The 23,796-nt window shown below is 63.0% G+C and carries 18 protein-coding genes; 14 read left to right on the top strand and 4 right to left on the bottom strand.

The genetic code is table 11. The annotated features are described in order from the left end of the window. Nucleotides 1-37 precede the first annotated feature (37 nt). The 4 genes from rimO to ACO06O_RS14320 all read left to right on the top strand — a co-directional run bounded on the left by rimO (nt 38) and on the right by ACO06O_RS14320 (nt 5,880). Entirely contained in the window at nt 38-1,393 is a 1,356-nt protein-coding gene (gene rimO / locus ACO06O_RS14335; RefSeq protein WP_421880968.1) for a 30S ribosomal protein S12 methylthiotransferase RimO, read from the top strand. 707 nt (nt 1,394-2,100) lie between these two features. Next, a complete protein-coding gene (locus ACO06O_RS14330; protein ID WP_421880965.1) occupies nt 2,101-3,744 on the top strand; it encodes a TROVE domain-containing protein in 1,644 nt (547 codons plus the stop codon). 197 nt (nt 3,745-3,941) lie between these two features. Continuing rightward, on the top strand, nt 3,942-4,415 hold the full coding sequence (locus ACO06O_RS14325) for an NUDIX hydrolase (protein WP_421880962.1): 474 nt from the start codon (nt 3,942-3,944) through the stop codon (nt 4,413-4,415). Further along, the gene (locus ACO06O_RS14320; protein ID WP_421880960.1) at nt 4,402-5,880 is read left to right on the top strand and encodes an inorganic phosphate transporter; all 1,479 of its coding nucleotides are present in this window, start codon (nt 4,402-4,404) and stop codon (nt 5,878-5,880) included. The genes ACO06O_RS14325 and ACO06O_RS14320 overlap by 14 nt, the downstream gene beginning before the upstream one ends. A gap of 139 nt (nt 5,881-6,019) precedes the next feature. Here the strand turns inward: ACO06O_RS14320 and ACO06O_RS14315 are convergent, their stop codons facing one another. Further along, nucleotides 6,020-6,646 carry a hypothetical protein gene (locus ACO06O_RS14315; protein WP_421880958.1) on the bottom strand — a complete coding sequence of 209 codons (627 nt, stop codon included), beginning with the start codon at nt 6,644-6,646 and terminating at the stop codon, nt 6,020-6,022. 294 nt (nt 6,647-6,940) lie between these two features. After that, nucleotides 6,941-7,471 (bottom strand): response regulator, encoded by a 531-nt coding sequence (locus ACO06O_RS14310; RefSeq protein WP_421880955.1) that lies wholly within the window; start codon nt 7,469-7,471, stop codon nt 6,941-6,943. Nucleotides 7,472-7,668: 197 nt separating this feature from the next. Here ACO06O_RS14310 and ACO06O_RS14305 point away from each other — a divergent pair, with 197 nt between their 5' ends. From ACO06O_RS14305 to ACO06O_RS14295, 3 genes are all read left to right on the top strand, one after another. Beyond that, nucleotides 7,669-8,664 carry an adenosine kinase gene (locus ACO06O_RS14305; protein ID WP_421880953.1) on the top strand — a complete coding sequence of 332 codons (996 nt, stop codon included), beginning with the start codon at nt 7,669-7,671 and terminating at the stop codon, nt 8,662-8,664. A gap of 13 nt (nt 8,665-8,677) precedes the next feature. Then, nucleotides 8,678-9,553 (top strand): AEC family transporter, encoded by an 876-nt coding sequence (locus ACO06O_RS14300; RefSeq protein ID WP_421880950.1) that lies wholly within the window; start codon nt 8,678-8,680, stop codon nt 9,551-9,553. Nucleotides 9,554-9,630: 77 nt separating this feature from the next. After that, a complete protein-coding gene (locus ACO06O_RS14295) occupies nt 9,631-10,314 on the top strand; it encodes a penicillin-insensitive murein endopeptidase (RefSeq protein WP_421880948.1) in 684 nt (227 codons plus the stop codon). On the opposite strand, the gene ACO06O_RS14290 is transcribed toward ACO06O_RS14295, so the two are convergent. Beyond that, nucleotides 10,311-11,624 (bottom strand): class I SAM-dependent RNA methyltransferase, encoded by a 1,314-nt coding sequence (locus ACO06O_RS14290; RefSeq protein WP_421880945.1) that lies wholly within the window; start codon nt 11,622-11,624, stop codon nt 10,311-10,313. The two genes, ACO06O_RS14295 and ACO06O_RS14290, sit on opposite strands and share 4 nt — an antisense overlap. Before the next feature lie 174 nt (nt 11,625-11,798). Here ACO06O_RS14290 and ACO06O_RS14285 point away from each other — a divergent pair, with 174 nt between their 5' ends. The 7 genes from ACO06O_RS14285 (at nt 11,799) to ACO06O_RS14255 (ending at nt 21,618) form a co-directional block, all read left to right on the top strand. After that, nucleotides 11,799-12,587, top strand: coding sequence for a motility protein A (locus ACO06O_RS14285; protein WP_420419494.1), 789 nt, complete (start codon nt 11,799-11,801; stop codon nt 12,585-12,587). 23 nt (nt 12,588-12,610) lie between these two features. Beyond that, the gene (locus ACO06O_RS14280; protein WP_421880941.1) at nt 12,611-13,291 is read left to right on the top strand and encodes an OmpA/MotB family protein; all 681 of its coding nucleotides are present in this window, start codon (nt 12,611-12,613) and stop codon (nt 13,289-13,291) included. 124 nt (nt 13,292-13,415) lie between these two features. After that, nucleotides 13,416-14,243, top strand: a complete 828-nt coding sequence (locus ACO06O_RS14275; RefSeq protein WP_421880937.1) for an MBL fold metallo-hydrolase — start codon at nt 13,416-13,418, stop codon at nt 14,241-14,243. A gap of 196 nt (nt 14,244-14,439) precedes the next feature. Further along, on the top strand, nt 14,440-15,963 hold the full coding sequence (locus tag ACO06O_RS14270; protein WP_421880934.1) for a tetratricopeptide repeat protein: 1,524 nt from the start codon (nt 14,440-14,442) through the stop codon (nt 15,961-15,963). A gap of 34 nt (nt 15,964-15,997) precedes the next feature. Continuing rightward, on the top strand, nt 15,998-17,320 hold the full coding sequence (locus ACO06O_RS14265) for a FecR family protein (RefSeq protein ID WP_421880930.1): 1,323 nt from the start codon (nt 15,998-16,000) through the stop codon (nt 17,318-17,320). A 25-nt stretch (nt 17,321-17,345) separates the two neighbouring features. Continuing rightward, on the top strand, nt 17,346-19,631 hold the full coding sequence (locus ACO06O_RS14260; protein WP_421880926.1) for a CHASE2 domain-containing protein: 2,286 nt from the start codon (nt 17,346-17,348) through the stop codon (nt 19,629-19,631). 280 nt (nt 19,632-19,911) lie between these two features. Then, complete coding sequence (locus tag ACO06O_RS14255) at nt 19,912-21,618, top strand: HD domain-containing phosphohydrolase (protein ID WP_421880923.1); 1,707 nt, start codon at nt 19,912-19,914, stop codon at nt 21,616-21,618. A 104-nt stretch (nt 21,619-21,722) separates the two neighbouring features. On the opposite strand, the gene ACO06O_RS14250 is transcribed toward ACO06O_RS14255, so the two are convergent. Then, nucleotides 21,723-23,678 (bottom strand): PhoX family protein, encoded by a 1,956-nt coding sequence (locus ACO06O_RS14250; RefSeq protein WP_421880920.1) that lies wholly within the window; start codon nt 23,676-23,678, stop codon nt 21,723-21,725. Nucleotides 23,679-23,796: the final 118 nt, after the last annotated feature.

The following is a 23,796-nucleotide window of genomic DNA, read 5'->3' as shown; positions in this document are numbered from 1 at the left end:
TTGAGTGCGGGACGATTCCGGGATAAGACCCGCCGCCATGACCACAGCGCCCAAATCCGAAACCCGGGTCACGCCCGGCAAGGTCGGCTTCGTCAGCCTCGGCTGCCCGAAGGCGCTGGTCGATTCCGAGCGCATCCTGACCAGCCTTCGGGCCGAAGGCTACGACCTGTCGCCGTCCTATGAGGGCGCGGATGTCGTCGTGGTGAATACCTGCGGCTTCCTGGACAGTGCCAAGGCGGAATCGCTGGAGGCGATCGGCGAGGCGATGGCGGCCAACGGCCGGGTCGTTGTGACCGGCTGCATGGGCGCGGACGAGGCGGCGATCCGCGCCGTTCATCCCAACGTCCTGTCGGTCAGCGGCCCGCAGCAGTACGAACAGGTCGTCGGTGCCGTGCATGAGGTGCTGCCGCCGCTGCACGACCCGAAATTCGACCTGATCCCGCCGCAGGGCGTGAAGCTGACGCCGCGTCATTACGCCTATCTGAAGATTTCCGAAGGCTGCAATCACGCCTGCAAGTTCTGCATCATCCCGTCGATGCGCGGCAAGCTGGTCAGCCGCCCCGCCGCCAAGGTTCTGTACGAGGCCGAACGCCTGGTGAAGGCCGGGGTCAAGGAATTGCTGGTCGTCAGCCAGGACACGTCGGCTTTCGGGATCGATCTGAAAGGCGCGGAAAGCCGCTGGAACGGCCGTGAGGTCCGCGCCGATATCGAGACCCTGTCGCGCGAGCTGGGGTCGCTGGGCGCCTGGGTCCGGCTGCATTACGTCTATCCCTATCCGCATGTCGACCGGTTGATCCCGTTGATGGCGGATGGGCTGATCCTGCCCTATCTCGACATCCCGTTTCAGCATGCCAGCCAGAAGGTCCTGAATCTGATGCGCCGCCCGGCCCATCAGGAAAAGACCCTGGGCCGTATCCATGCCTGGCGCGAGATCTGCCCGGACATCGCCATCCGCTCCACCTTCATCGTCGGCTTCCCCGGCGAGACGGAAGAGGATTTCCAGTTCCTGCTGGATTGGCTGAAGGAAGCGCGCCTGGACCGCGTCGGCTGCTTCAAATACGAGAATGTCGACGGCGCCGCCGCGAACGACCTGCCGGATCACGTGCCGGACGAGGTCAAGGAAGAGCGCTGGAACCGGTTCATGGCGGCCCAGGCGGAGGTCAGCGCCGCGAAGCTTCAGGAGAAGGTCGGCCGGACGCTGGACGTCCTGATCGACGAGGCGATGGACGAAGACGGTTTCGCCACCGCCCGGTCCTATGCCGATGCCCCGGAAATCGATGGGCTTGTCCATGTCGAAGGCCCAGGCACCGAAACCCTGAAACAGGGCGACATCGTCCGCGTCACGATCCGCGAAGCCGACGAATACGACCTCTACGCCGAACCGAGGGCATAGGGTAGGCTCCCTGTCCCATCTGTTGCCGAGGCGCAACAACTTCACGTAGCAACGTCAGAAGCGCGATTTTGCCATTGCGGTGCGCGCGGCATCCGGCCTATAGAGCGGCCCCGGTCGCGATGAGCGCGGCCGTAAAGTTCGAAACTGGAGGCAAACATGAATCGGTTCGCATACGGACCAATGTTCGCCGCAGCCGGAATTCGGACGGGCCGCTAGTCCTCGGTAATCGACAGTTAATCGATCCCCGCCGAGGTCCATCACACGCCCGTCCGGCTTAGACCGGTGTCGCGTGCGATGGGCCGAAATGGCAGGGTTATCACCCGTAACGTCGGATACTTCGCAAGAAGACCGTGGGCTCACGCCCGGATCCCTGCCAGCACCATGCCCATCGCCCCGACCCGGTCGTCCGGAGCGGAACGGGCCGTTGATGGTTGGATTATCTTAGCTCGGTAGCGCCGGATTTCAGATCCGGATGGGGGTTCGACTCCTCTCCGTCGTAAAAGACGGTATCCACCTCGCCGCACGCCCGTTTCGTTCCGGACATCCGCGCCGGCAGCAGACAATTCCGATTCTCCGGGCTCCCATCGGAACCCGGCACACAATGCGATTTGCACCTATGCGTGTGTTTCGCAATAGGGCGGTATTGTCCGCATCCGGTTAAGAAGCCCGACCGACGGGCGGGGCGCAGCGCGAAAAGGAGAAGAACAATGCGTCTGAAAGACCTGTTGTCCCTGGGCTTGGCCCCGGGCGGCGCCACCCCGCAGCGACAGCCGCTGCCGGGCATGGTGCGCAACGACGCCGGCGGGTACGGATACCCGGTGACGGATTCCGTGCTGTTCGACCGATTCCTGCTTTTGGGGACCGAAAGCGGCACATTCTATGTCAACCCGGTCGCCCTGACGGTCGACGCGGCCCGCGCGACAATGCGGGTCATCGACGCGGATGGGCGGGCGGCGGTCGACCGGATCGTCGCGGTTTCGGAAGGCGGTCGGTCGGCGCGGCCGGATTCGGCAATTCTGGCCCTGGCGATGGCGACATCGGCGGAGGACCCGGCGACCCGGAAGGCCGCTCTGCTGGCTCTGCCCCGGGTCGCGCGAACCGGAACCCATCTGTTCCAGTTCGCCGACGCGGTTCAGGGACTGCGCGGCTGGGGCCGGTCGCTGCGCCGTGCCGTGGCGGGCTGGTACCTGGATCAACCGCTGGACCGTCTGACGTATCAGGCGATCAAGTACCGCCAGCGGGACGGTTGGAGCCACCGCGACCTGCTGCGCCTGGCGCACCCGGTCGTACCGGCTGCCGACACCGGCCGTCGGGCCCTGTTCGACGCGATTCTGCGTGGCGTTCGGGATCCCGATCTTCTGCCTGCCGACCTGTCGCAACTCGCGGCGGCGTCCCGGCTGGCCGGGGTGACTGATCCGGTGACGGCGGCGGCGCTGATTCAGGGCCACCGCCTGCCCAGGGAAGCCGTACCGACGGAACTGCTGAGGCAACCGGCGGTCTGGCGGGCGCTGCTGGCGGATATGCCGGTCACGGCACTGATCCGGAACCTGGCGAAACTGTCCCAAGTCGGGGTTCTGACCCCGATGGACGGCAGCGTCGATAAGGTCCTGGCGGTGCTGAACGACCGGGATCATCTGCACCGGGCCCGGATTCACCCGGCGGCCCTGCTGATCGCGGCCCGGACCTATGCGGGCGGGCACGGTCTGCGCGGCCGTCTGACCTGGGAACCGGTTCAGGCAGTGGTCGACGCGTTGGACGGGGCCTTCTATCAGGCCTTCGCCAATGTGCCGGCGACGGGCAAGCGGGTCTATCTGGGGGTCGACGTCTCGGCCTCCATGGGCCAACTCCTGCCCGGCCAAAGCCTGACGGCGGCGGAAGCGGCGGCGGCGATGGCCCTTGTGGTCGCCCACACGGAATCCCGTTGGGTGATCAAGGGGTTCGCCGGCGGATACTACGATCGCCAGGGCATAGTGCGGTCGGAAATGCGGGACCTGGGCATCTCGCCCCGGGACCGGCTGCCGACGGTCCTGGAAAAGACCCGGGGCCATACCTTCGGGGTGACCGACGCGGCTCTGCCGATCGTCGATGCCCTTCGGTCCGGCCTGGCCGTCGATGCTTTCGTCATCCTGACTGATGGCGATACCTGGATCGGGGACATCCACCCGATGCAGGCGCTTCGGGAATACCGTGCGCGCACGGGAATCCCGGCCAAGCTGGTGCAGATGGCCTTCGCGGCCAACCGCATCAGCATCGCCGATCCGTCGGATGCCGGAACGTTGGATATTGTCGGTTTCGATGCCAACGCACCGCGACTGCTCGCCGACTTCATCGGGGGCGGTTCGACCCTGTAACAGATGCGGGTGGTGTTCTTCCGGACACCGCCCGCATTCTGTTTGGCCCCGTATTCTGTTTGGCACAGCGCGCGACTTTGCTTTGCGGCCAATGTTTTTGGGCCAAAGTCTTTTGACTCAGCCGAATCCTGCGTTAAACACTGTTTCAAAATTGTGACAGGGCGAGTCCTTTCACAGCGCATTTCGGATGGGCTTCTATGCTTTTGCAGGCGAAATCTGTGCAACAGGTCGCCTCGCTTCCTTACATTTTCGTGGGGGGCGAGCCGCAGGTGCTGTTGATCACCTCGCGGGAGCGGAAGCGCTGGATCATCCCCAAGGGCTGGCCGGTCAAGGGGCGGCCCGCCGGTGCCGCCGCCGCACTGGAAGCGGCGGAAGAGGCCGGGGTGTTCGGCATTATCGCGCCGGAACCGATCGGCTATTTCGACTATCTGAAGCGCATGCCGACCGGATATGACGTGCCGGCGTCGGCGGTTGTCTATCCGTTGCTGGTGCTGGAGCAGCGGCTGGAATGGGCCGAGCGCAAGCAGCGCAAGCAACGCTGGTACACCCTGGATGAAGCGGCCCGACGCGTCGAGGACAAGCAGCTCGCGTCACTGATCGGCGGGTTGCGGCGGGATGGATACAGCGCATTGAGGGCGCTGGCAGAAGGTATGGTGGATGGCGCGTCTTAAGGGCTCTCTCGATAAAGACCTAGAAAAAATCGTCCATGTAGAATCCGCCGCGCGGGCCCTGTCGGGGAACTACGCGGCGCTGGGTGTGGCGATCGTTTTCCTGGGCCTGTCCGGTGTCGTGGCGGGCTCGGTCTCCGGCGTTTCGAGCGACGCGACCATTGTCGTATTCGCGGCGATACTGGGGGGCTATATGGCCCTCAACATCGGTGCGAACGACGTCGCGAACAATGTCGGCCCCGCGGTCGGTGCGCGGGCCCTGACCATGGTCGGGGCCTTGTTGATCGCGGCGACATTCGAAAGCGCCGGCGCGTTGCTGGCGGGCGGGGACGTCGTCGACACGATTTCGAAAGGCATTATCGATCCGGCTCTCGTACCGGACAGCGAGACCTTCGTCTGGGCGATGGTCGCGGCCTTGGTCTCATCCGCCCTATGGGTCAATCTCGCCACCTGGATCGGGGCCCCGGTTTCGACGACCCATGCGGTTGTCGGCGGCGTGATGGGGGCCGGCATCGCCTCGGTCGGGTTTCAGCTGGTCAATTGGGGTACGATGGGGGCGATTGCCGCCAGTTGGGTGATTTCCCCGGTGCTGGGCGGTATCATTGCGGCGGCCTTCCTGGCCTTTGTGAAAGTCTATGTCATCTATCGCGACGACAAGATCGCGGCGGCGCGGCGCTGGGTTCCGCTGCTGGTCGCCATCATGGCGGGCGCCTTCGCCTGGTATCTGTGCATCAAGGGGCTGAAGCGGATCTGGCGCCCGGACGACCTGACCATCCTGGTCGTGTCCGGCGGTACGTTCCTGCTGGTTTGGCTGGTCATGCGCCCGCTTATCCGCCGCCAGTCCGAGGGTATGGAGAACCGGAACCAATCCTTGCGCATTCTGTTCCGGTTTCCGTTGATCTGCGCGGCGGCCCTCCTGTCCTTTGCGCATGGCGCCAATGATGTCGCCAACGCGATCGGGCCCCTGGCCGCGATCCTTCACAGCGTGCAGGCCGGTGCGATCGCGGGCAAGGTCGCCATTCCCGGATGGGTCATGATGATCGGCGCCTTCGGGATCAGCCTGGGTCTGTTTCTATACGGGCCCAAGCTGATCCGCATGGTCGGGGCCAAGATCACAAAGATGAACCCCATGAGGGCTTATTGCGTGGCCTTGTCGGCGGCGATCACGGTGATCGTAGCATCCTGGATGGGGCTGCCGGTCAGTTCGACCCATATCGCCGTCGGCGCGGTTTTCGGGGTCGGCTTTTTCCGGGAGTATTATACCCGTCGAAGCCGGAAACGGCGACAGATGGTACAGCGCAGCGATCCGTCGGACCCTGAAATTGAGATGCCCCAGGCGGAAATCGCGCATCGCAAGCTGGTGCGACGAACTCATTTCCTGACCATTGTCGCGGCCTGGGTGGTGACGGTCCCGGCTTCCGCTGTACTGTCCGCCGTGGTGTTCTACGCCACCCTGATGGTGCGATAACGCCGAATTCGGTCGCCGCCGCCGATCCTGACATGGTCTTGCCGCCCGGGTTCTCTTCGGGCGATCGTTCTGGTTCCCGAAACGAAAACGGCGCCCGAGAGATCCGGGCGCCGTTCCGTTGTTCGCTGCCGTGACAGGCTTAGCTCGTCGGCGTGCCCTGCAGAGCTTCGAGCACCTGCGGCATCGCTGTGGAGAGCGATTTCTCCAGCGCCTCTTTCAGGGCCGCGGCTTTCAACGATCCGGTGCCGGCGATGCTGCGCTCCGAGATGTCGGCGCTGTAGGTGACCGGGATTGTCGCGACGACGGTGCCGTTCGACTTGACCGTAAGCTCGTAGAACAGCGTCGAAATGGCGCCGATCGTCATCATGCCAGTGTCCTGGTCGGTGAACACTTTGGTCACCTTCACTTCGATGGCGCGCGCGGCGTCGTCCACTACGGTGCTCCCGGATTTCTCGACGGTGTATCCGGCGAGCTCGAGCTCCGAGACGACCGCATTGGCGATCCAGGTAGCGGGGTCGTTGACCGGCAGGACGTCCGCGGTACGGGATCCAAAACCGTTCTTGACGGTGCCGATGATCAGCCGGCCTTCCGGATTGAGGTCGTTGGTGTAAGCGGCTTTCGGCGCGGCGGCGACGACGGTGCCGCTGCCCTGCGGCTCGTAGCCCTGCGGCGTGTAGCCGAGTTCGATTTCCTGATCCACGAAGGCACAGGCCTGGAGGGCAAGCAGCCCAAGACCCAGGCAAACTCCTTTCAACACAAATTTCATGATGGTCCCACCCGATTGAATTGATACCGCGACGCACGATGCGCACAGGTGGGATACGAAGCACGTACGACCCTGTCAACCGCTGGTTGCCGGGCTCCTCAGCTCGTCAGCAGGTTTTCTGACATCGTCCTGGGAAAGGCCATTTCCCTCACCGCCAATGTCGCGCACCGCAATCTGGTCCGGCGGTCACATCTCCTGACCTGCGCCGCAACCTGGGCCGTTACTGCACCTGTGACGGCGCCTCTGTCGGCCGTAACTTACTTTGGGACGCGCCTGCTGCACCGACCCCCGGGGTCAATCCTCGTTGCTGATCTCAAAGATCGGCTTTTCGCCGGACTTCTTTGCGGCCCCCGCGTTTCGGCGGTCGGGCCTGTCGTCCGGCAGGGGGATCTGCTTCCGGCGCCGATCGGGGCCGTGATAGGTTTTGGCGTCGATAAAGGGTCGGGGCCGTTCCAGGACCGCCTGCAGCCTGGCATACATGGAGTTGGTCGATACCGGTTTCGCCAGATACTCGTTGACGCCGGAATCGCGGGCCTGCTCCACGCGGCGGCGCTCCGTATGCCCGGTCAACATGATGATCGGGGTCTTTCGGACCGCCCTGTCCTTCAGAATTCGGACCTGCCGCGCGAAGGTCAACCCGTCCATTGGTTCCATCATCCAGTCGGAAATGATGATGTCCGGTCTGGTGCCGATGATGTCGCTCAGCGCGTCGGTCGCGTTGGCATACTCGTTAACTTGTCCGACCTCAAAGGCGAGGAGCAACTGCTTGATCATCATCCGCATGGAAACGTCGTCTTCCACCAACATGATTTTGATACCGGTCAAATCCAACGCCATACGGGCCACCAATTTTTGAAGCGTCACCTATCGCTTGTTCTTAATTTGCCAAATGTCCGTGCCATTGCCAACTGACGGCGCAGGGGGGCGCGATTCCGGGGCTGCGGGATTGCCCGACCGCCGGGCAGGGGCTAAGTAGCGGTCACACGGAACAAGCGGACGGCTTTCAGGGAAGGACAGGATTCATGGCGGATACGCGGTACGATGTCGTCGGGATCGGCAATGCGCTGGTCGATGTGCTGGTGGAGGTCGATGACGCGAAGGTCACCGCGGCCGGTATGGCGAAGGGCGGCATGACCCTGGTCGAACGCGAACAATCCGATGCCTTGTACGAAACCTTGCCGGCGGGCATCGAACGGTCCGGCGGGTCCTGCGGCAATACCATGGCCGGCCTTGCGGCCCTGGGCGGCAAGGGCGCCTATATCGGCAAGGTGCGCGACGATCAGTTCGGCGACGTGTTCCGCCACGATATGACCGCCATCGGCGTCGACTTTGTCGCCTCCCCGGCGATCGACGGGCCGGGTACCGGCAAATGCCTGGTCATGGTGACGCCCGATGCGCAGCGGACCATGGTGACCTATCTCGGCACCGCCTCCGATTTCACCCCGACCGATGTGCAGGACGCCGTCATCGCGGCCGGCAAGGTCGTCTATCTGGAAGGCTATCTGTTTGACCGGGACGCCGCGAAGGACGCCTTCGCCGCCGCCGCGGATGCCGCCCATGCGGCCGGGCGCGAGGTCGCGCTGACCCTCAGCGACAGTTTCTGCGTCGGCCGTCACCGCGACGCCTTCCTGGCGCTGGTGCGCGACCATGTCGACATTCTGTTCGCGAATGAAGACGAAATCACCTCGCTCTATCAGGTCGACGATTTCGATGCCGCCTTGCAGAACGCCCGGCGCGATTGTCGCATCGCCTGCCTGACCCGGTCGGAAAAGGGGTCGGTTGTGATCTCGAAGGACGAGGTGCATGTGGTGGATGCGGAACCGGTCGCCAAGGTCGTGGACACGACCGGCGCGGGCGATCAATACGCTGCCGGATTCCTGTACGGTTACACGCAAGGCCGCAGCCTGGTCGACGCCGCCCGGATCGGCGGGATCATGGCGGCGGAGGTGATTTCGCACTACGGCGCGCGGCCGGAAGCGGATGTCGCCGCCCTGGTGCGCGACAAGCTCGGCGCCTGACCAGGGATACTCGATGCTCGCCGATCTGTTCTCGGTTCTCGCCCCGGTCTTTGTGACGGCCGGCATCGGCTTCGCCTGGATCAAGGCGGGCCGGACGCTGGACACCAATCAGTTCACGCCGATCATCGTCTTTGTGGGCAGCCCCTGTCTCGTCTTCTCGACGTTGATGGAATCCGGTGTCGATATCGGCCTGCTGGGGCAGATCGCGGGGATTGCGATCCTCGCCCATGCGGCGGCGCTGACAATGGGGTACCTGGCGCTGAAGGCGGGGGGATATCCGCTGCGCGCCTTTCTGCCGTCGCTGATGCTGCCGAACACCGGCAATATGGGCCTGCCGCTCTGCCTCTTCGCCTTCGGAGATATCGGCCTCGCGCTCGGCATCGCCTATTTCACGATCTCGGCCCTGCTGCAGTTCACCGTGGGGATTTCGATTGCGGCGGGCGGCATGTCGGTAAAGCGTGCCCTGTCGACGCCGCATATCTATGTCGTCTCCTTGGCCGTCCTGCTGCTGTGGACCGGAACCACCCTGCCGGAATGGGTGTCGAATACGGTCCATCTGATCGGCCAGTTCACGATACCGCTGATGCTGCTCTTCCTCGGCGTCTCCCTGGCCCGGTTGACGGTGCAGGGGGTCGGGCGCGCAGTCATCCTGTCCGTGGTGCGGATCGGCGGCGGGCTGGCGGTCGGCGTTCTGCTGGTCTGGGCCTTCGGGCTGACCGGACCGGCGGCGGGCGTGGTCCTGATCCAATCGTCCATGCCGGTCGCGGTGTTCAACTATCTCTTCGCCCAGTACTACGACAACAGCCCGGCCGAAGTCGCCGGCCTGGTCGTCGTCTCCACCGCCATCAGCTTCGCGACGCTGCCCTTCCTGTTGGCCTTCGTGCTTTAGCCGCATTGAGGCGCCGATTGCGCCAAACTTTTGCCGCGGAAGGCTGTTGAGTTGGACGCGCCGCAACAGGGGGGCTTATGTCGGTCAGCTATCGCATTTTCGCAGGCTTCATCGTCCTGGCGCTCTTGATTGTTGCTGCCCCGGTCGCAGTGACGCGGTTGGTGGACGGCTTGCCGGGATGCGCGGTGCCGTTACCTGCGGATCGGTTGCCGGTCTATGGAGAGAACTTCGGCACCTATTGTCTGCCCTGCATTCTCGCACTGCGGACCTATGGCAGGGGGGAAGCCGTCGCGGCTACGATGGAAGCTTACGGGACCCTCGCCCGATCTCATCCGGACGTTCAGTTCGTTTATGGGGAAGTCGGCTTTCCCTGGGGCGGTCCGTTCCCGCCGCACCGAACGCATCGGGAAGGCCTGTCCGTGGATTTCATGATGCCGCTCAGGAACAATGCGGTCCTGCCGACCCATATGCTCAATCGGTACGGATATGACGAAGAGTTCGATTCCGCGGGACGAGGCGATTCCGGACAGATCGACTTTGGCGCGGCGGCCGATCATCTGATTGCCTTGCGCGCCGCCGCTCGGCGGCAAGGTGGCGATATCCGACGCATCTACTTCGCCCCGGATCTACAGGACGATCTGTTCGCCGCCAGCCCCGCGCTGCGGTCCTGGGGCGTGTTCAACACCAGACAGGCCTGGGTCAGGCACGACGATCATTATCACGTCGATTTTGCGTTCCCGTGCCCGCACCGGTCCGGCTAAACGGGACGGCTTAACACCGCGACGGCTTCGACATGACCGGACCAGGTGAACTGGTCGACCGGGACGGCGCTGTCCAAGGTGTAGCCGCCGTCGACGAGGCTGCGCAGATCGCGGGCAAGCGTGGCGGGATTGCAGGACACGGCAACGATGCGGGGGACGGCGCTTTGCGCCAGGGTCTCGGCCTGTGCGGCGGCCCCGGCGCGGGGCGGATCGAACACCACCGCCTGAAAGCGGTTCAGTTCCGTCACGCCCAGCGGGTCGCGGGCCAGATCGCGGCATTCGGCCTGGAGACGCAGTCCGGCGGCACCGCGCCGCAGGGCGGCGACCGCCGCTTCCGATCCTTCGACGGCGACGACATTGGCGCCGCGCTTGGACAGGGGAACGGCAAAGCTTCCGCAGCCGGCATAGAGATCGGCGACGGTTGGGGCGTTGTCCGGTACACCCTGCAGGACAAGGCGGGTCAGGATCTCCTGTCCTTCCCGGCTGGGCTGCAGGAAACCGCCGATGGGCAGGTCGACCGGGACGCCGGCGAAGACCGTCCGGGGCGTCCGTCGGGCGACCAAGGGCTCGGCGATGCCATCCGTCTCCCAGCCGATTCGAGCGATGTCGTGCCGTTCGGCGAAATCCACCAGATCCTGCCGCTCATCCAGGGAAGGGTCGCCGCCGCTGGTCGGTATCAACAGGATTTCGACACCGGTGTCGCTGAGCGTCACCTGCACGTCCGCACCGCGCCCAAGGCATTCCAGGCCGCCAATGAGGTCTCTCAGGGCCGGGAACAGATCCGTCAGTTCGCGCCGCGCGACCGGACATTCCCGGACATCGATCACCTTGCCGCTGGCGCGTTCGTTGAACCCCAGAACCGTTCCCGCGGCGAGGCGCAGGGCGGACAGGCGCAGCCGCCGCCGGGACCCCGCCGGGACGCTGACGGTCGGCGCGACAATGTCGGCGGGCAACCCCTTGCGCGCCAAGGCCTCGGCCAATTGATCCCGCTTCATCGCCGCGATCAGATCGCCCGATGCGTGCTGCAGGGTGCAGCCGCCGCACCGGTCGGCGTGTGCGCACGGCGGCGTGACCCGGCCGGGTCCGGATTCGAGGACTTCCCTCAGGGTTGCGGCACGGCCGTCGCCGCGCGTCGCGCCGGGCAGAACGATCGCGCGATCGCCGGGTACGGTGTCGGGAATGTAAAGCGGGCCCTCCGGGCCGCGGGCGATGCCGTCGCCCCGGGCGCCGAAACGTTCGACGCGCACCTCGATCGGGTCGGCCTGACGAGGCGTGGCGGGACGGGATTTGCGGCGGGGGCGGTGGCGCAAGATGGGACTCCTGCCCGTCGAGGGCGACTTTTCTTGTGTTTTCATTGGTTCGGCGACCATAGTTAACCAAACTGTTGCGGTCGACATCGAACGAATCGCGCATACTGTCGCACATTTGTTTTGGGCGGACAGCCCGGATATCAGGCTGAGTTCACGGGGAGACAGTCGCAGCCTATGTCTATCAATACGTTATTCGCCTTTATCCTGGCGTTCGGCCTGTTTGTATTCGCGGTGGTCTCCTCCACCGACAATTATCTTATTTTTGTTGATGTCTTCAGCGCCGTGATGGTCGTCGGCGGCACTTTGGCGGCGACCTTTCTGGGACAGGAATACCGCTATGTCATGCTGTCCCTGCGTGCGATTTTCAGCATGTTCGCGGTGTATCGAGCCGGCCGGAACGTCCTGAATCAGGAGGTCGGCCGCATCATCCAATGGGGTTATCTGGCGCAGCAGAAGGGCCTGATCGGCCTGGAACAGGAAATCGGCAAGGTCGAAGCCGACGATTTCCTGAGCTTCGGCGTCGAAAATCTGTTGAGCGGCTATACCGGCGAGGAACTGCGCGAATCCATGGAGATCGCGGCGGAAAAGACCTTCGAGCGGAACATGGTTCCCGCCAACATCCTGAAATCCATGGGGTCGACGGCGCCTGCCTTCGGTATGATCGGAACCCTGGTCGGTCTGATCATCATGCTGTCCAATCTCAGCGAAGATCCGAAGGCGTTAGGCACCGGTTTGGCCGTGGCCCTGAACACCACGCTTTACGGCGTTCTGTTCGCGCGGCTGATCCTGATCCCGGCGTCGACGAAGCTGACCCAGCGTCAGCAGATTCAACGCTTTCGACACGAATTGATCACTGAAGGGCTGGTCATGCTCGCGGATCGCCGCTCACCCCGGTATATTGCGGACCGCATGAACAGTTTCTTGGATCCCAATATTCGCTTCGACATCGACAAGCAGTCCTAGGCGCGGCGAAAGGGAACGACACGATGGCGAGACGGCGAAAATCCGGCCCCAATGTTCCCGAGGACGAGGGCGAAGACTGGATGGTGACCTATGCGGACGCCATCACCCTTCTGATGGCCTTTTTCGTCATGCTGGTCTCCTTCTCGAAAATCGAACTGCCCGTGTTCGAGCAGGTCCAGGCCGGCATTGCGGAAAAGATCGGCGGAACCACGACCAAGGACACCCCGATCTTCGCATTGGAAGCGACCATGAACTCGGTCCTGTCGGAAGCGAGCACCTTCCCGCCGGACGCGGTTAATGTGGGCTTCGACGATGAAGGCCTCGTGATCGATTTTGCCGCCGGCTACTTTTTTCAGCCGGGCACGACGGTCCTGACCCCGGGCGCGATCGATGTACTGGACGCGGTCCGGCGCGAGTTGGAAGAGCCGCCCTATGACGTTTTTTATGTCGATGTCGAAGGCCACACCTCGGACTTGCCGCCGCCCGGCGAGACGTTTCCCAGCAATTGGGAACTGTCCGCCGCTCAGGCCGCGCGGGTGGTGCGGGCCTTCATCGAACTTGGGATGCAGCCGCAATGGCTGAACGCGTCGGGCTATGCCGACACGGATCCGAAAGTGCCGAACCTGGATGTGGCGAAGCAACCGATCCCTGAAAATCAGAAAAAGAATGAACGGATCACGCTGCGTCTGTATCCAAAGAGCTGATTCGATTGGAGAGATTTGGTTAAAAAAATAGACAAATTTCTTTCAAATCGGTCTTATGCCGTAAAGCTAGTGGCGTCGGGGGCTGCGCCGAAGTTGGGGCGTCGGGGCGGAAGAGAGGTTTAGCATGGCGTTTAAGGTCAAGTTTTGGGGAGTCCGGGGCTCCATCGCGTGTCCGTCGCCGCGCCATATCGGTTTCGGAGGCAATACAAGCTGTATCGAAGTCGCCGCCGGCGGGGACCGGATCATCTTTGACGCCGGCACGGGAATCCGATCGCTGGGGCAATGGATGCTGAAGAAGGACGTGAAGCGCGCCCATCTGATGCTGTCCCACACGCATTGGGACCATATCAACGGCTTTCCCTTCTTCACCCCGGCTTTTCTGCCAGACCGATCGTTCGAAATCATGGCCGGCCATGTCGAGGCGGATCAGGGCGGCATCCGCAAGGTTCTGTCCGGTCAGATGGCTCAACCCTTCTTCCCGGTGCCGCTGGAAGCGATGCGCGGATCGCTGACCTTTTCGGATTTCAGCGCCGGCGATACGTTCAATCTGACCGAAAACATCCGGGTGCGAACCGCCCCGCTGAACCATCCGAACGGTGCGACCGGTTACCGGATCGAGCATCGCGGCAAGTCGGTCTGCTATGTCACAGACACCGAGCACGTGCCGGGCGAGCCGGATCAGAACATTCTGGCGCTGATCGAAGGTGCCGATCTGGTGATTTACGACAGCACCTATACCGAATCGGAATTCCCGGAAAAGGTCGGCTGGGGTCACTCCACCTGGGAGGAGGGGGTCCGGCTGTGCCGCGCCGCGAATGTGCGGATGCTGGCGATATTCCATCATGACCCGACCCATGACGACGCCTTCATGGAAGCCCTGGAGCTGGAGGCGCGTAAGGTCTGGTCCGGCGCGATCGTGGCGCGCGAAAACATGCGGATCAATCTGCTCTGATGCCCGCATCCTGACGCGTAACGTGCCCGCATTTTGCACCCATTCCAGGAAAATGGGGCAAAATTGCAACAGAAAGCCCATCCGACCCGGAAAATCGGGATTATTTCTTTCGCCACCCCACGATGCTTGATACTTTTTCGAAAGTTGCGATTCGGCGTATATGACGCCGTTGGGGAGTGCGCGGGGGACTGAAGTGATGGATTTTCGTATCGTTCAAAGGGCGATTGCCGGAACGGCAGGGGCGGCGCTGGGCGCGTTCTTGCTGATTCAGGGCGGGATCGCGCAGCAGGTCTCTCCCGAACAGGAAGCCGAAAAGGCCGATACGCGCCGCTCCGATATCGAAGCGTCGATCCGCGCGGCGAATGAGGCCAGCGATGCGCTGGCGGACCAAAACTGCCCACAGGTCTCCTACGCCGAGATTCTGTCTGATCCGGACAATATCGCCCTGAACGTCTGCTTCGCGCGCACTCAGTTGGAGCGAGGCGACGTCCGTGGGGCAGCCGCGACCCTTGAACGAATCCTGTTGATTGCGCCGGACGCGCTCGAGGTGCGGTACTACTACGCACTCGCCCTGTTCCGGCTGGACAGCATCGACGAGGCTGAGCGCGAGTTCCAGGCGGTGGCGGCCGTCGACGGCCTGCCACCAAAGGTACGCAAGGAAGTCGACGATTACTTGGCGGAGATCGAACGGCGCCGACAGCGCACGAAGCATTCGGTTCTGGTCGGTCTTGGAACCTATTACGATACCAACCGCAACTCCGCCCCGGCCTCGGGCGAGCTGGAGGCGGCCGGCGTCCGCGCACCGATCACCAATGCGGAGGACCGTGAAAAGGGCATGTTGGGGATTCTAACGATCCTCAGCTACGACTTCACGCATGATCCCGGTTTCCAGAATCAGCATGAAATTTTCGGGGGCGTTGATCTGTATGCCGACACGCTGACGGAGCAGAGCCGCCTCGACGTGCACGCCGCGACATTCGATGTCGGAATGCGTCTGCGCTATCCGAACTTCACCTTCTCTCCGCGCGCCTTTATCCGCACGATGCGCTTGGACTGGGCGAAGTTCTATCAGTCGGAAGGTCTGGAACTGCGCATCGATCACAAGCACAAGCTGACCGGGCTGGAAGATTTGCCGCGCCTGGATACGTTCGCGTCCTTCACGATCCAGGACGAGGACTATCACAATACGCCGAATTTCGGGACACTGACGCTGCGGTCGGGCAATAAGTATACGACGCTGGCCGGCGCCGGTATGCGGGTCGACCCCGATCACTATGTCCGCCTAGTCGGCACGGCGGAATTCAAAACGGCGTCGCCGGACGGTGGCAATAGCGATGCGCGCATCTACTCCTACAAGGACTATCGCGCCGAGGCGAGCCACACCTGGCTTCTGGGAGGCGAGCATTACTTGTTGAGCAGCCTGATGATGGGCGTCCGCCAGTACAAGGCGTCGGACGCGCTGGTTGTCGGTGCAACGGGCGAGAAGCGGATCGAACAACCGTTCCGCGTTCGGATGACCTATGGCATGCCTCTGGTCGATCTGATCGGCGACGACTATCTGCAGCAATCGGTCAACATCAATGACTCGATTCAGGAGTTCCTGAACGAGACAAATGTCTCGTTCTCGGGCGAATACAATTATGTCCGGTCCAACATCACCAACTTCCAATATGACAGCGCACGCGTGTCCGTCCTGTTGACACGTAAACTGGATTTCTGACCGGCAGGCGCCGGCTGCCGGCGGGGAGGACAAGATGAACCGCATTGCCACGACCCTGATGACCGCACTGGCGGCCACCACGCTTTGGACCGCACCGTCCCTGGCCCAGGACGCCACGCAGGCCGGGGTTTCGGCGGCAGTGCGCGGCGAGGTTGCCCTGGCGCGCGCCAATGCGGTCGGCCGCCAGATCGTCAGCGCGGAACCGATCTTCCTGCAGGATCAGATTACGTCGGGCGCGGATTCGGGCATGCAGATCCTGTTGCTGGACGAAACAGTCTTCACGATCGGCCCGGAAAGCGAAATGACAATCGACGAATTCGTCTACGATCCGGCGACGCGGCAGGGCTCCCTGGCCGCGTCCATGGGCAAGGGCGTGATGCGGTTCGTCACGGGCAACATCTCTGCCGGAACGCCGGAGAACATGACGATCAAACTGCCGGTCGGCACGATCGGGATTCGTGGAACGATCGGCGTCGTGTCGGTGCTGTCGCCGGATCAGGCGCAGCAGCAGTTTCCGCAGCAAACGTCGACGCTCAACCCGTCGCCGGGTCAACCGGTCGTCTTCGCGGCCCTCGCCGGTCCGGGGCCGTTGACCCAAACGAATGCGAATACGGGCTCTTTCAATTTCAGTTCTCCGAATGGCAGTGTCGATCTGAACCGACCGGGCGGGGCCGTCCTGGCGTCGCCGGGCCAGCCGCCCGTGTTCTTCATCGCCCCGCCGGGTGCCATTCAGCAGGTTTCCGCACCGCTTGGCGGACGCGGCACGCAGCAGCAGAATGACGGGCAGCAGCAGGGCTCCGATCAGCAGCAAGGTGGACAGCAGCAACAGGCGTCCAACGCGCAGCTTAACAACGCCAATGAAGGATCCGGCGCGAGCAACGACCCTGTTCTGGGTGAGTTGAACAACCCGGGCAACACGCAAGTCCCGTTGCCGGTCATTTCCAGCCCCGTTGCGGATGCGACCACCACCTTCAGCGACATCATCAACAGCGCCGGATCGGGATCCGTGTCCACCGGGTCTGTGAGTGTCAATCAGAACGGTGTCTCGTTCAGTTACTCGTCCAGTGTCAATTTCAGCTCCCGCTTCATCAGCGCGTCATTCTCGAGCATTAACGATACTGGAATTGGCGGGGGTATGAACAACGGGTCGGCAAGCGCCAGTGTCAACTTCAGCGACGCTTCCGGTCCAGCAATCTTCGAGACCAGTGATTTCTCACGTTCGAACAATTGCGACGTTCATTGCACCAATATTCAAGTGCAGTTCACGGATACGCGGACGCAGAACATTTCGTTGACGGTCAACCCGTCGGCCGGCGGCACTGCGACCGTGGAGGTCGGCGGCATTCCTCTGAATTAGACCTAGGCGGCTGGCGCCATCGCCGATGTTCGCGCTAATTCGAAAGTCGGGTCACTACTGGGCGCCGCTGCTGATCCTTGCAGCGGCGCTTTACATTCGCACCTCCCAGCCGTCTTGGCTGGAGCAACTGCAATTCTTCGTTTTCGACACGATGATGCGCGAGGCGCCCCGCGACTATGTGCCGGATGCGGACATCCCGGTGCGCATCGTCGATATTGACGAGGAAAGCCTGGCGGCCCTGGGCCAATGGCCGTGGTCCCGGATCAAGATCGCCCAGATGATCGTCAATCTGCGCCAGGCGGGGGCTGCCGTCATTGCCTTCGACATCGTCTTCGCCGAGGCCGACCGCCTGTCACCGCCGAACGCCGCCGACGAATGGAGCGTCCTGGCCGGGGCCGACGAATTGATCGCCCAGGTCAAGCAATTGCCCGATTTCGATGCCGCCTTCGCGCAGTATCTGCAGGCCTATAACCCCGTCGTCCTGGGCTTCGTGCTCAGTCAGGACGGCCGGTTGCCGCATGTGCCCAAATTCGGTGGGACCTTCGCGACCAAGGGGCTCAGCGCGTCGGATGCGCGTACGAAAATTCAACCGCTCTACAACGGGGCCATCACAAACCTGCCGATTTTCGAAGCGGCCGCCTCCGGCAATGGGACATTCAGCCTTCGTCTGGAACAGGACGGGCTGGTGAGGCGGATCCCTACCGTGTTCCAGCTCGACAAGGGCGATGGCGGCGAAACCAACCTCTATCCCTCTCTGGTCGTGGAGGCCTTCCGTACGGTTCAGGGCGTCGAGACGATGATCGTCTATGCCAGCGGCACCGCCCACGGCGCTTCCGGCCTGGAATCGGGCGATCAAAGCGGGATCGCCGCCATTCAGATCGGGGCGAAGACCGTCCCGACGGACCGGTTCGGACGTCTGTGGCTGCATTCGACCGGGCACCGGCCGGAACGCTATCTGTCCGCCAAGGACGTTCTGACCGGCGAGTTCGACCCGGCCATGGTGGCCGGTGGGATCGTCCTTGTCGGCACCAGCGCGGCCGGCCTGTTCGATCTTAGGTCGACGGCGCTTCAGTCGCAGTATCCGGGGGTGGAGATTCATGCCGAGATCGCAGAACAGATCATCGCGGACCACTACCTCCAAAGGCCCGCCGTCGCCCTGTTCTACGAACTCGCCTTCATTCTGGGGCTCGGCATCCTTCTGATCGCGGCGATGCCCCGCCTGGGCGCGCTGAAATCCGCCATCCTGGGCGCGGTCTGCGTTGCCGGTGCCTTCTACTTCTCCTGGTTCCGCTTCACCGAGGATTTGCAGCTCTTCGACCCGGTTTTTCCCAGCCTGTCGTCCCTGGCGATCTATTTGACCGGAACCATCATCCTCTTCACCCGCGAAGAGGCGCAGCGCCGTCAGATCCGCGGCGCCTTTGCCCAGTATCTTTCCCCGGCGCTGGTCGAGCAATTGGCCGATCAGCCGGAAAGACTGACCTTGGGGGGCGAGACGAAGACCCTGACCTTCCTGTTCTGCGACGTGCGCGGGTTCACCACGATTTCAGAGAGCTTCAAGGGCAACCCGCAGGGCCTGACGGTCCTGATCAACCGGTTCCTGACCCCGCTGACCAACTGCATCCTGGAACGCCAAGGCACGATCGACAAATATATGGGCGATTGCATCATGGCCTTCTGGAACGCGCCGCTGGACGTCGCGCGGCATCCGAATGTCGCCTGCGATTCGGCGCTGGCCATGTTCGAGGCGCTGCATGTCCTGAATGAGGCCCGGCGGAGCGAGGCGGAGGCGGAAGGGGTGCCCTTCCTGCCGCTGAATATCGGGATCGGCCTGAATACCGGCGAATGTGTCGTCGGCAATATGGGCTCGGAACAACGGTTCGACTATTCGGTCCTGGGCGATGCGGTCAATTTGGCGTCCCGGCTGGAAGGCCAGTCGAAGGGATACGGCGTCGGCATCGTCATCGGCGGCGACACGCAGGCCGAGGCGGAGGCGGATTTCGCCACGCTGGAACTCGACCGTATCGCCGTGAAGGGTAAGGCGGAGGCGGTGACAATCTTCACCCTGCTGGGACGCAAGGATATGCGTCAGAGCCAGGAATTCGTGGACCATGCACACTCCCACGGCGCGCTGCTGGCCGCCTATCGCAGTCAGGATTGGGCCGGTGCCGAGGCGATTTTGACGGAATTGCGCGGCGGGCTGGGTGGCGCGATGGACGGATACTACGCCATGCTCGCCTTCCGAATCTCGGAGTACCGCGACAATCCGCCGCCCGCCAATTGGGACGGCGTCTATGTGGCGACCAGCAAATAGCTCCACACGGGCGCAATTCGTGGCCATTGATTGGATAGCGGACGTTGCCGAGTCGGAAGAAGGTGCACGGCAATGTCGACGCTTCCGTAAGGGCGTGAAACACTCTAAAGTGAAGCGTTAACACTTTCCGGCGCGCGGATCGGGTATCCGGGCGCCGCGCGGCATGGGTAGTATTCTGGTTCCAATGGAGACAGGCCTAGATCAAGGATCCGACGAGATCCAAGACGACGACGACAGCGAACGGCGGGAAACTCCGTTTGGGCGGCGGGCTGGTGAGCGCATGATTCACCGGCTGGTCGAGCTGGGAATCGCGCTGTCCTCCGAACGCAATCACGACCGCCTGATGGAGATGATCCTCCTCGAGGCGAAGACGATCTATAATGCCGATGGCGGGACGTTGTATCTGGTGACCGAGGACGAGACCGGTCTGTCCTTCCAGATCATGCGGAACGATAAGCTGAATATCGCGATGGGTGGCACGACCGGGAAGAAAATCCCGTTCCCGCCCGTGCCGCTATACCGCGACGATCAGTCCAAGAACATGAACAACGTCGCCTCGGCCGTGTATCACCAGGCCATGGCGAGCAATATTCCGGACGCCTACGAGGCAGAGGAATTCGACTTCTCCGGTACGAAGAAGTTCGACGAAACCACGGGCTATCGTTCGAAATCCTTCCTGGCCGTTCCGATGATCAATACGGAACGCGAGGTCATCGGCGTCCTGCAATTGATCAACGCGCGGTCCCTGCGCGGCGACACGATTGCGTTCGATGCCTCCATGCAGCCGATGATCGAGGCCCTGACCAGCCAGGCGGCGGTGGCCCTCGAGAACCAATTGCTGATCCAGCAGCAGCGCATGCTGTGGAACTCGTTGATCGAGATGATCGCGGCGTCGATTGACGACAAGTCGCCCTATACCGGCGGCCATTGCCAGCGCGTGCCGGAAATTACCAAGCTTCTGGCCAAGGCCGCCTGCGAGAACGAGGAAGGGATTTTTGCCGGCTTCGACCTCAATGAAGATCAGTGGTACGAACTGCATGTGGCGGCGTGGCTGCACGATTGCGGTAAGGTGACCACACCGGAATATGTCGTCGACAAGGCCTCCAAGCTGGAGACGATCTATAACCGGATCCACGAGATCCGCACCCGGTTCGAGGTGCTGCGCCGCGACGCGGAGATCGCCTGCCTGAAGCGCAAGCTCGCCGGGGAAGACCCGGATACCTGCGACCGGGATTTCGAGTTCGAATGCGCGCGTCTCAATGAGGAATACGCCTTCGTCGCGACCGCCAATGTCGGCGGCGAATTCATGGATGACGAAGATATCGAGCGCCTGCATCAGATCGGCGCGCAAACCTGGACCCGCCATTTCCATAAGGATCTGGGGCTGAGCCCGCCCGAGGCCATGCGGGTCCAGAAGGAGCCGCCGCCGCCGCCGCCCGCCGTGGAACCGCTGCTGGGCGACCTGCCGGAGCACAAGGTCGGCAATTACAATACGGGCGAGCTCTATAACCTTTCCATCCGGCGCGGCACGCTGACCGCCGAGGAACGGGAGAAGATCAACGACCATATCGTCGTGACCATCAAGATGCTGGAACAGCTTCCCTTCCCGAAGAAGATGAAGCGCGTTCCGGAATATGCCGGCGGCCACCACGAGAAAATGGACGGTACCGGTTATCCGCGCGGCCTGAAGAAGTCGGACATGTCGATCCCGGCGCGGATCATGGCGATCGCCGATATCTTCGAGGCGCTGACCGCCGCCGACCGGCCTTACAAGAAGGCGAAGACGATCAGCGAGTCGCTGAAGATCATGAAGTTCATGTGTCAGGATCAGCATATCGATCCGGACCTGTTCGACTTGTTCCTGCGCACCGGTGTCTGGAAGCAATATGCCGAGGAATTCCTGGATCCCTCGCAGATCGATCCGGTGAATATCGAAGATTACCTGCCGGCGGAAAACCTGCTGACCGCCCGGAAAGCGGCGGAATAGGCATCCGGGGTCACCCGATCGCAGAAAAGAGCAAGGGCCAAAAGAGTAAGGGCCGCGACGGCATGTGCCGCGCGGCCCTTCCCATTTGCGCGTGATGTCGGGCGTCAGACGCCGATCTTGCCGCCGCCCTGGCGGGTGATCTGCACTACGGACGGGCGCGGGGGCATGCCGTCCTCGAAATCCGGCCAGCGGGTCGCCGGATCGTCGAAGGTCGAGTCCCGTTCGAAACCGGGATAGTTCTTCACGCCGTCCGATGCCGGGTGCTGAACCGCGACGAACAGGGTCTCGCCGTCGTCCGAGAAGACCGGGCCGCACATCTCCGCGCCGATCGGCACACGGAAGAACATCCGGCCCGTACCGCGCAGCGGTCCGTCCGTCTCCAGTGCCCAAACGCCGTCCGCGGTGCCGGATTTCGACCAGGCGCTACCCTGATCGGTGCTGATCCAAAGGCGGCCGTCGGGGTCGATGGTGCAATTGTCCGGCGATGCGAACCAGCCATTGGCACTGGTCGCCTCGTTCCACTGCGCGCCGATATCCGCAGCCGCCGGGTCGCCGCAGACGACCAGAAGCTCCCAGGACGCCGCGTCCGCACCGTGATCGCCATTCGCCGGGGTCAGTTCCACGATCTGGCCGAACGCGTTCTCCGCCCGGGGATTCGGCCCGTCGACCTGATCCGCCGTGCGTTTGGAATTGTTCGTCAGCATGACATAGACCTTGCCGGTCTTCGGATTGGCCTGGACGTCTTCCGGCCGATCCATCTTGGTCGCGCCCAGAAGGTCGGCGGCCTGGCGGGTCGAAATCAGAACATCGCCCTGATCGCGGAACCCGTTGGCTTCCGTCAGCGGGCCTTCGCCATGAACCAGCGGCAGCCAATCCAGCGATCCGTCATCGTTGAACCGCGCCACGGAGAGGATGCCGTCATCGAGCAGATCGCGGTTGGCTTCGCGATTTCCAGCGTCGAACGGCCGGGCGGTGACGAAGCGGTACAGATAGTCGAAGCGCTGGTCGTCGCCCATATAGACGACGACGCGGCCGTCGCCATTGACGATGGTTTCCGCCCCTTCATGCTTGAAGCGTCCGAGCGCGGTCCGCTTGACCGGCGCAGAGGTTGGGTCCAGCACATCGACTTCGACGACCCAGCCGAACCGGTTCGGTTCATTGGGTTCCTTCGTGATGTCGAACCGGTCGTCGAACTTGCCCCAGGCATACCATTCGCCCGGCGCGCCATAGCGTTTCAGCGCCGCGGCCTCGGGATGCGCGTCCAGGCCATCCTTGCCCCAGAAGTAACCATTGAAGTTCTCTTCGGCCATCAGATAGGTGCCCCAGGGCGTGACGCCGCCGGCGCAATTGTTGATCGTCCCCAGAACGGTCATGCCGTCCGGATCGGCGCCGGTCTTGACCCGGTCGTGCCCGGCGGCGGGACCGGACAGGCGCATTGGCGTCTGGGCGGTGATCCGACGGTTCAGTTTGCCGTTCACGTCGGCGGTCCATTTGCCGTCGCCGCCCCGGACGATTTCGACCACCGTTCCGCCATGGGCGGCCATTTCCACTGCGACCAGATCGGCCGTCATAGCTTGGAAATCCGCCTTGTCCTGGCGGCCCAGACCCGGGAACATCAGCTCCTCGTTGGTGTATTCGTGGTTCACGCACAGAACCGCGCGGTCTTCGGCCAGGGGGATGACGCCGATGAAATCGCAGTTGTAGCCGAACTGGCGGGACTGGGCGTCGGCACTCTGCGCCTGCGGGTCGAAGGCGGGTGAATCCGCGAACAGGGCATCCCCCCAGCGCAGCAGGATGTCGGCGTCATAGCCCGGGGCGACGTGATGGGTTTCGTCGACGCCGTGATGAATCTCATCGAATACGAAGGACGGTTTCGCGGATGCTTCCGCCGGGGGTAGCCGCGACCCGATCGCCAGCGCGGTCCCTGCCATCAGCGCGCCTTTCAGGACGCCGCGCCGGGTGAAACGGCGCGTCCGGACCGCCTCGAAAGTCTCATTGCCGCTGCGGTTGCTGGAAATGTCTTCGGCGTTCTCAATCGCCTGTTCGCGGGTATTTTCCATCTGGGTCGTTTCCTGCCTATGGAAAGAGAGAAGCATGAGGATCGCTGCATAATCGCCGCCGGTTGCCGCCGCATGACCGCCGCAAGACAGATGCGTGACAGGGCGAAAACTGATCCGA

Origin of the sequence: Pacificispira sp., from assembly GCF_965228185.1 — a bacterium.
GTDB lineage: Bacteria > Pseudomonadota > Alphaproteobacteria > UBA8366 > Aestuariispiraceae > Pacificispira.
The sequence above is the reverse complement of the archived record's forward strand: the minus strand, read 5'-3'. Positions and strand labels throughout refer to the sequence as shown.